A 6,876-nucleotide genomic window follows, 5' to 3' on the forward strand; every position below is an offset into this window, starting at 1 on the left:
AATGTGAGGGCTGAATGGACACAACCGTGGAGACGCGCCCGCCAGCGCATGCGCCCACCCGGGTTTTACGGCCCCGGCCCACGCGAGCTCAGGCGGAGGAGGCGGTGAGGACGCTGCTCGCGTGGACGGGGGATGACCCGGACCGCGAGGGACTGAGAGGCACACCCGATCGGGTGGTCCGTGCCTATGAGGAGTTTTTCGAAGGCTACGAGGAGGACCCCGTGGCCCTTCTTGAGAGGACATTTGAAGAGACAGAGAATTACAATGAATTGGTGGTGTTGCGGGATATCCGACTGGAATCGCATTGCGAACATCACATCATTCCACTGATCGGCAAGGCGCATGTCGCCTACCTGCCGGACAGGCGGGTCGTCGGTATCAGCAAACTGGCACGTCTGGTCGATGTGTTTGCGCACAGATTGCAGATTCAGGAAAAGCTGACGGCGCAAATCGCCGATACGATCCACAGCGTTCTCAAACCGCGTGGTGTCGCAGTGGTGGTTGATGCGGCCCATCAATGCATGACCACGCGCGGCGTGCACAAACCCGGCGTTAGCATGGTGACCAGTCGCATGATTGGCGAGTTTGAGTCCTCGGAGACGCTGCGCCGGCAGTTTTTCGCCATGGCCGGCATGGGAGGCGCATGATGGGTGTGATCCTGGCCCATGAATCCGCAGCGTTTCGGCCGCGCCTCTCCATTGTGCAGGTGGAAGAAAGCACTGATCTGGCGCCCCGCTTCGATGCCGCCGGGCTTCTCACAGTCGTCACGACCGACGCGGAGAGCGGCGATGTTGTGATGGTCGGGGTCATGAACGCGGAGGCTCTCGCCCGCACCATCGAGACCCGTGAAGCGCATTACTGGAGCCGAAGCCGTCAGTGTCTCTGGCACAAGGGTGCGACGAGCGGTCTGACCCAGCATGTTGTCGAATTACGCATCGATGATGATCAGGACGCCGTGTGGCTCCGTGTCAAAACAGCTGGCGTCGGAGCGAATTGTCATGTGGGTTATCGAAGCTGTTTTTACCGGCGTGTTGATCTCCCGGTTGATGAAGGCGTTTCGGCCCCGGCGGCCAGGCTTGTCTTCTGTGAAGCAGAGAAGACTTTCGATCCGATTGCCGTTTATGGCGATGCTCCGAACCCAACACAGCTCTGAAGGAACAATGGAAATGGAAAACAGACTTCCCGTTACCGTGTTGTCCGGCTTTCTTGGGGCGGGCAAAACGACGTTGCTCAATCATGTCCTGAACAACCGTCAGGGCTATAAGGTTGCGGTCATCGTCAACGACATGAGCGAGGTCAATATTGATGCCGATCTCGTGCGCGAGGGTGGCAGTAATCTCTCCCGGACCGATGAAAAACTTGTCGAAATGACCAATGGCTGCATCTGCTGCACGCTGCGTGACGATCTGCTGCAGGAGGTGCGGCGTCTCGCCGAAGAGCAGAAGTTTGATTACCTTCTCATTGAATCGACCGGGATCGCCGAACCTCTGCCTGTTGCGGCCACGTTCGAGTTTCGCGACGAGAATGGTGTCAGTCTGAGCGATATTGCCCGGCTGGATACGATGGTGACGGTCGTGGATGCCGTAAACCTGCTGCGGGATTATTCTTCAAGTGATTTCCTGAAAGATCGTGGAGAAACGGCAGGTGAGGACGACGACCGCGCTCTGGTCGATCTTCTGGTCCAGCAGATTGAGTTCGCAGATGTCGTGGTCATTAACAAGGTCTCCACCGCCACAGTCGACCAGGTAGACGCTGCCCGGAAGATCATTCGTGCCCTGAACTCAGATGCGGATATTATTGAAACGGACATGGGTCAGGTTCCCATCGAGCGGATTCTGAATACAGGTCGCTTTGACTATGACAAGGCGCATCAGCATCCTTTGTGGTTCAAGGAACTTTATGGTTTCGCCAACCATGTGCCCGAAACCGATGAGTATGGCATTCGCAATTTCGTCTATCGTGCGCGTCGTCCGTTTGAACCAGCAAAATTTCAGGCGTTTCTGGATCGTAACTGGCCTGGCGTTGTGCGCGCGAAAGGGCATTTCTGGCTTGCGACACGCCCCGAATGGGTCGGGGAGATGAGCCAGGCGGGCGCACTTGTTCGCAGCGAAGCCATGGGACTGTGGTGGGCTTCCATTCCGAAAAACCAGTGGCCTGACACCGATCAGTGGCGTGATTTCGTGTTGGGAAACTGGGATTCTGTTTATGGCGACCGTCGGCAGGAAATCGTCTTCATCGGCACTGCGGAGATGAACGAGGCCGCACTGCGTCGTGATCTCGATGCCTGCCTTGTGCCCGAAACCAACAGTTTTGATCCGGCCCGTTATGCCCATCTGCCGGATCCATTCCCCATATGGCGCCGTCAGTCAGAAAGCCTGGAACCAGCCTGACAGATACGATTGTCAACCACTAATGTTTTCTTGAGGGATCATCAAAAATGAAGACGCGTGCTGCTATTGCATGGGAACCGAACATGCCGCTCGAGATTGATCTGGTCGATCTCGAAGGCCCGAAGGAGGGTGAGGTTCTGGTCAGGATTGTCACCACGAGCCTGTGTCACACCGATATGTTTACCCTTTCAGGGCATGACCCTGAAGGACGCTTTCCGTGCATTCTCGGTCACGAGGGGGTGGGTATCGTCGAGGATGTAGGCAAAAGCGTCACTTCTGTTGTTCCGGGCGATCATGTCATTCCGCTCTACATTCCCGAAGATCCGAACTGTCCGATGATCCGTTCGGGCAAGACCAATCTCTGCTCGACGATCCGTGAGACACAGGCTCTCGGACTAATGCCCGATGGAACAAGTCGCTTTTCCTATAAGGGGCGGCAGATTTTTCACTATATGGGCACCAGCACGTTCAGCGAATACACCGTCCTGCCCGAGATCGCGGTTGCGAAAATTACCAAGGACGCGCCTCTTGCCAAGGCAAGTGTCATGGGCTGTGCCGTGCCGACCGGCATGGGGGCCGTGCGGAATGCGGCAAAGGTCGAGCCCGGCTCTACTGTAGCGGTTTTTGGCCTCGGCGCGATAGGGATGGCCGTTATTCAGGGGGCCGTCATGGCTGGTGCCTCGCGAATCATTGGTGTCGATACCAACCCCGCGAAATTCCTGCTGGCGAAAAATCTGGGGGCGACAGATCTGGTCAATCCGACGGATCATACCGATCCGATCCAGAAGGTGATCGTCGAGATGACGGGCGGCGGAGTGGATTATTCCTTCGAGGCGATCGGACGCGTCGATGTCATGCGGGCTGCGCTGGAATCTTGTCACAAGGGCTGGGGAGAATGCACCGTTATCGGTGTCGCGGGTGCCGGAGAGGAAATTTCCACTCGGCCATTCCAGTTGATTACAGGGCGTGTCTGGCGCGGAACGGCCTTTGGAGGCGTGAAAGGGCGCTCGCAGCTTCCTGGAATGGTGGATGAATGGCTGGCCGGAAAATTCAGTGTTGATCCCTACATCACGCACAACATGACGCATAACCAGATCAACAAGGCCTTCGATCTGCTGCATCGTGGTGAGGCAATCCGGTCTGTCATGCACTACCAGCCTGGTGAGACCATGTCGAACGACTTGCCCGGCGAAATTCTGATGGATGCCTGATCATCGCTTTTTGGCGCCTTTCGCTTCTAACTTTGGAAATCGAGGACCTAACTCATGCTGAGACCAAATCCACGAGGCGACTATCCCGTAGTGGCGGAGAGCGCTTTCGTTGATCCGACGGCTATTCTGTGTGGCCACGTGATTGTTGAAGATGATGTATTCATCGGACCGTACGCTGTCATTCGTGCTGACGAAACCGATGAGAACGGCGAGGTCGAACCGATACGGATCGGCAGAGGATCAAATATTCAGGACGGCGTCGTCATTCATTCGAAAGATGGCGCGGCCGTCACGATCGGGTCGAGAACCTCGATCGCGCATCGTTCGATCATTCATGGGCCGTGCACTGTAGGTGATGAGGTTTTCATCGGTTTTAACTCGGTTATCTTCAATTGCACCGTAGAGCGAGGCTGCGTAGTCCGGCATAATGCAGTCGTAGAAGATTGTGTGCTGACAGAAGGGTTTTATATCCCGTCGACAACGACGATTCATTCAAATACCGACCTGTTGACTGTCCCACAGGTCACCAAAGATGCCACGGCATTTTCTGAGAGCGTGGCTGAAATGAATGTCAGTCTCGCACGATCCTACCGGCGTATCGCTAATCAGCTGTAACCTGATGCGGGAATGCGAGAAGGTCGGAAAAAGCGATTATTGTTCTATGTGTTTCTTCTGGGTGTAACAAACTCTACACCCAGTAATGCTAAGGGCTTCGATCTTCCCGCTATGGTGCAGGACGTCATACCGGAGGGCTGCACGCATTATGCACATAATCCCTCAGGACGGCAGGCCTATCGGATGGGCAGCCTCCCAGAGAACAAGGGCCGTATTTGGATCATACCCTGCACGGTCAGACTGTCAGAAACAACGCAGGTAGTGATCCGGGCTATGCCCTCTTCACCTGTAGAGCTTCTGACATTCAGGCAATGGGACCATGGGGTCTGGAACACGTCACCCTATCTGTTCAATGTGACCTACGATGATCAGTCAGGTGTTCTGACGTCGCTTCATCGGGACGACAGTTTAGGGGATTGTGGCACCTGGACTGTCTGGCAGGCCTCAGGAGCGGATTTCATAATGCAGCGGCTGGACGCCAAGACAGAATGTGACGGTCGGGAAGGTCCTTATCGCACTCTATATCTCTATCCGGGAAATCGACCGTCATGATGAAAGAAACTGGAACAGATCCGGGTCGTCATGCCCTGTTTCTGACAAATACGCTTTCGGGAAGAAAGCAGAGGTTCCAGCCTCGTGATCCGAACAGGGTCACACTGTATGTTTGCGGCCCTACCGTCTATAATTACGCTCATCTGGGCAATGCCCGTTCGGCGGTTGTCTTTGATCTTCTGTATCGCGTCTTGCGTCAAAAATATTCGCGTGTGCTCTATGCACGTAACTTCACAGATGTCGACGACAAGATCAACGCTGAAGCCGCGCGCACGGGTCAGTCTATCAGGGTGCTCACGGATCGTTTTATTGATGCCTATCGTTCCGATATGAAGGCGTTGGGTCTGCTTACCCCCGACTTTGAACCGCGTGTGACTGACCACATTCCCGATATCATTTCGATCATCAGTCGTCTGATCGACAGGGGGCACGCCTACGTCGCGGAAGGGCATGTGCTTTTTCATGTGCCGTCTTTCGAGCAATATGGCGTTTTGTCGGGCAGGAAACAAAAAGACCTGATGGCTGGGGGGCGAGTGGAGATTGCACCGTTCAAGCATGACCCTGCCGACTTTGTGTTGTGGAAGCCATCCACTCCTGATCTTCCGGGGTGGGAGAGCCCCTGGGGCCGCGGCAGGCCCGGGTGGCATATCGAGTGCTCGGCTATGACCGAAAACCGGCTCGGTTTGCCGATTGATCTTCATGGAGGAGGGCAGGATCTTATCTTTCCCCATCATGAAAACGAAATTGCGCAAAGTGTCTCGGCGCGTGATGGCGCAGAGTATTGCAAGTTCTGGGTTCATAATGGCTTTGTCACTGTCGAGGGGAGAAAAATGTCGAAGTCCCTGGGCAATGTCGTGCTTGTTCATGATCTTCTGAAGGAAGCGGATGGAGAAGCCATCAGACTCGCGCTGCTCTCGGCGCATTATCGGCAGCCCCTGGACTGGTCGAAGGAGCTTCTTGATCGGTGCAGGCGGACTTTGCAGCGTCTGCGTCGCCTTCTTTCGGACACAGACCACCTCGCTCAGGAGGATAGTGTCGATGGCTCTACCGAACTGAGCGTGGCGCGAGCGCTTGATGATGATCTCAACACGCCGGCCGGATTGAGCACTCTGTTCGAGACCGCGCACCGTCTGCGGCGTGCAGAAGTGCCGTCCGTAAAAACCCGCCTGCGCACAGAACTGGTAGGCGGACTCCGCCTGTTGGGATTCTTGCGAAAAGAAGAGCAGACGTCATTTTCCGTCGAGTCAGACGCAATCGTATCGGACCTGCTGAGGCGACGAATCGAAGCACGCGACAGACGGGATTTTGCTGAAGCTGATCGCCTGCGAGATATGCTGCGGGGTCAAGGGATCTTTCTCGAAGACACGCCTCTGGGGACGCGTTGGCGCGTGATCGGCAGTCGGACGTCCTGTCAGAGTTAACCAGAACACGGCATGATCGTCACTATGAAGACTTCCTATCTTTCATCCGGAACGCGTGTGAAGGAACTTAAAAAGCAGAACGACCTCCAGCAGCAGGACAGGCTCCGATGTTTCATGGATTGCCCGTATCAACGGTGGAGAGCGACCTGTTCGATCTGGTTCTGAAAGGTGGGTCCGTCGTGCTGCCGGATGCGACCGTGACGACCGACGTATATGTGCGTGGGGAAATGATCGCTGCCATCGGTGGAACTGGAAAGGCGGCAGCGGAACTGGATTGCACGGGCCTGACCATTCTGCCCGGTGTGATCGACACGCAGGTGCATTTCCGGGAACCGGGAGCGACGGAGAGCGAGGATCTGGAATCCGGCAGTCGTGCTGCTGTTCTGGGAGGTGTAACGGGTGTTTTCGAAATGCCCAACACCAGGCCGACGACGTCTACGCCGGAAGCGCTGGCTGACAAGCTCGCCCGTGCCAGGAACCGTATGTGGTGCGACCATGCTTTTTATATCGGCGCGACAGTCGATAATGCCGACCGGTGCGGTGAACTCGAAAAACTTGCCGGAACAGCCGGGATCAAGGTTTTCATGGGATCTTCAACGGGAAATCTTCTGATTTCTGAAGATACCATGCTGGAGCGAGTGCTTCGTTCCGGTGTGCGCCGCGTGGCGGTTCATGCCGAGGATGAAG

At 55.7% G+C, this 6,876-nt stretch carries 8 protein-coding genes; all 8 read left to right on the plus strand.

Annotated features, from left to right (window positions below):
- Positions 1-14 precede the first annotated feature (14 nt).
- Positions 15-647: a GTP cyclohydrolase I FolE gene (folE, locus tag J2D77_RS16290; protein ID WP_025829285.1), complete on the plus strand. Its 633-nt coding sequence runs from the start codon at positions 15-17 to the stop codon at positions 645-647.
- The gene (hisI, locus tag J2D77_RS16295) at positions 644-1,153 is read left to right on the plus strand and encodes a phosphoribosyl-AMP cyclohydrolase (protein WP_061471959.1); all 510 of its coding nucleotides are present in this window, start codon (positions 644-646) and stop codon (positions 1,151-1,153) included. Before folE ends, hisI begins: the two co-directional genes overlap by 4 nt.
- A gap of 13 nt (positions 1,154-1,166) precedes the next feature.
- Positions 1,167-2,390 carry a zinc metallochaperone GTPase ZigA gene (gene zigA, locus J2D77_RS16300; protein WP_061471993.1) on the plus strand — a complete coding sequence of 408 codons (1,224 nt, stop codon included), beginning with the start codon at positions 1,167-1,169 and terminating at the stop codon, positions 2,388-2,390.
- Positions 2,391-2,437: 47 nt separating this feature from the next.
- Entirely contained in the window at positions 2,438-3,601 is a 1,164-nt protein-coding gene (locus J2D77_RS16305) for an S-(hydroxymethyl)glutathione dehydrogenase/class III alcohol dehydrogenase (RefSeq protein ID WP_061471957.1), read from the plus strand.
- A gap of 54 nt (positions 3,602-3,655) precedes the next feature.
- The gene (locus J2D77_RS16310; protein WP_061471955.1) at positions 3,656-4,216 is read left to right on the plus strand and encodes an LbetaH domain-containing protein; all 561 of its coding nucleotides are present in this window, start codon (positions 3,656-3,658) and stop codon (positions 4,214-4,216) included.
- A 273-nt stretch (positions 4,217-4,489) separates the two neighbouring features.
- Positions 4,490-4,768, plus strand: a complete 279-nt coding sequence (locus J2D77_RS17645; protein WP_179193819.1) for a DUF1176 domain-containing protein — start codon at positions 4,490-4,492, stop codon at positions 4,766-4,768.
- Positions 4,765-6,189: a cysteine--tRNA ligase gene (cysS, locus tag J2D77_RS16320; protein WP_415554755.1), complete on the plus strand. Its 1,425-nt coding sequence runs from the start codon at positions 4,765-4,767 to the stop codon at positions 6,187-6,189. The genes J2D77_RS17645 and cysS overlap by 4 nt, the downstream gene beginning before the upstream one ends.
- A 107-nt stretch (positions 6,190-6,296) precedes the next feature.
- Positions 6,297-6,876: amidohydrolase family protein (locus J2D77_RS16325; RefSeq protein WP_207847532.1), on the plus strand; the 580-nt coding region annotated here is incomplete at its 3' end.

The organism is Acetobacter garciniae (assembly GCF_017377735.1).
Taxonomy (GTDB): Bacteria; Pseudomonadota; Alphaproteobacteria; order Acetobacterales; family Acetobacteraceae; genus Acetobacter; species Acetobacter garciniae.

Bases quoted from the DNA above. Each gene is read 5' to 3' on its own strand.
- J2D77_RS16305 (WP_061471957.1), top strand. From the start codon at position 2,438: ATGAAGACGCGTGCTGCTATTGCATGGGAACCGAACATGCCGCTCGAG.
- J2D77_RS16310 (WP_061471955.1), top strand. From the start codon at position 3,656: ATGCTGAGACCAAATCCACGAGGCGACTATCCCGTAGTGGCGGAGAGC.
- hisI (WP_061471959.1), top strand. From the start codon at position 644: ATGATGGGTGTGATCCTGGCCCATGAATCCGCAGCGTTTCGGCCGCGC.
- J2D77_RS17645 (WP_179193819.1), top strand. From the start codon at position 4,490: ATGCCCTCTTCACCTGTAGAGCTTCTGACATTCAGGCAATGGGACCAT.
- zigA (WP_061471993.1), top strand. From the start codon at position 1,167: ATGGAAAACAGACTTCCCGTTACCGTGTTGTCCGGCTTTCTTGGGGCG.
- cysS (WP_415554755.1), top strand. From the start codon at position 4,765: ATGATGAAAGAAACTGGAACAGATCCGGGTCGTCATGCCCTGTTTCTG.
- folE (WP_025829285.1), top strand. From the start codon at position 15: ATGGACACAACCGTGGAGACGCGCCCGCCAGCGCATGCGCCCACCCGG.